Below are 577 nucleotides of genomic sequence, written 5' to 3'. Positions count from 1 at the left end.
TGCCTCATGTCCACCCCATCCTTGGCCGGCGCCCAGGCCGCGCCCGGTGCCGCCGCCATCTGGCGAGCCATCTTCGCGGGTTTGTGCGCGAGCCTGGTCGGCATCGGCCTGGCGCGTTTCGCCTATACGCCGCTGCTGCCGGCGATCGTCGACGCGCACTGGTTCGCGCCCTCGCTGGCCGCCTATCTCGGCGCGGCCAACCTGGCGGGCTACCTGGGCGGCGCGCTGGCGGGCCGCGCGCTGGCCGCCCGGGCCGGCGTCACGCTGACGCTGCGCACCATGATGCTGCTGGCCGCCCCGACCGTGCTCGCGCACGTGCCGGCCTCGCGCCGCGGCCTGGCCGGCGGCGTGATCTTCATGGGCGTGGGCGTAGGCGTGGTGGCCTCGGGCACGGTCGTGCCGCTGCTGCTGCAGCGCAGCCTGCAGGACACCTGGCTCGGGCTGGCCCTGCTCTCGCTGGTGCTGACCGCGCTGGCCGAGCACGTCTGGCCGCGAGTGAACGCGTCGGTGGTCGCCGCGCCCTCGAGGCATCGGTGCACGAGCGCGCCGCGCCCGCTGCGCGCGCTCTACGCCGAAT

1 protein-coding gene is annotated in these 577 nt (G+C 75.6%); it reads left to right on the top strand.

The window, feature by feature from the left end; translation table 11 throughout:
• Positions 1-6 precede the first annotated feature (6 nt).
• Positions 7-577, top strand: a 571-nt coding sequence (locus FQ755_RS05080; RefSeq protein WP_144151568.1) for a YbfB/YjiJ family MFS transporter, incomplete at its 3' end; no start/stop codon positions are given.

Origin of the sequence: Paraburkholderia sp. BCC1885, assembly GCF_900996235.1 — a bacterium.
Classification (GTDB): domain Bacteria; phylum Pseudomonadota; class Gammaproteobacteria; order Burkholderiales; family Burkholderiaceae; genus Paraburkholderia.
This window is presented reverse-complemented; position numbering and strand designations above follow the sequence as displayed.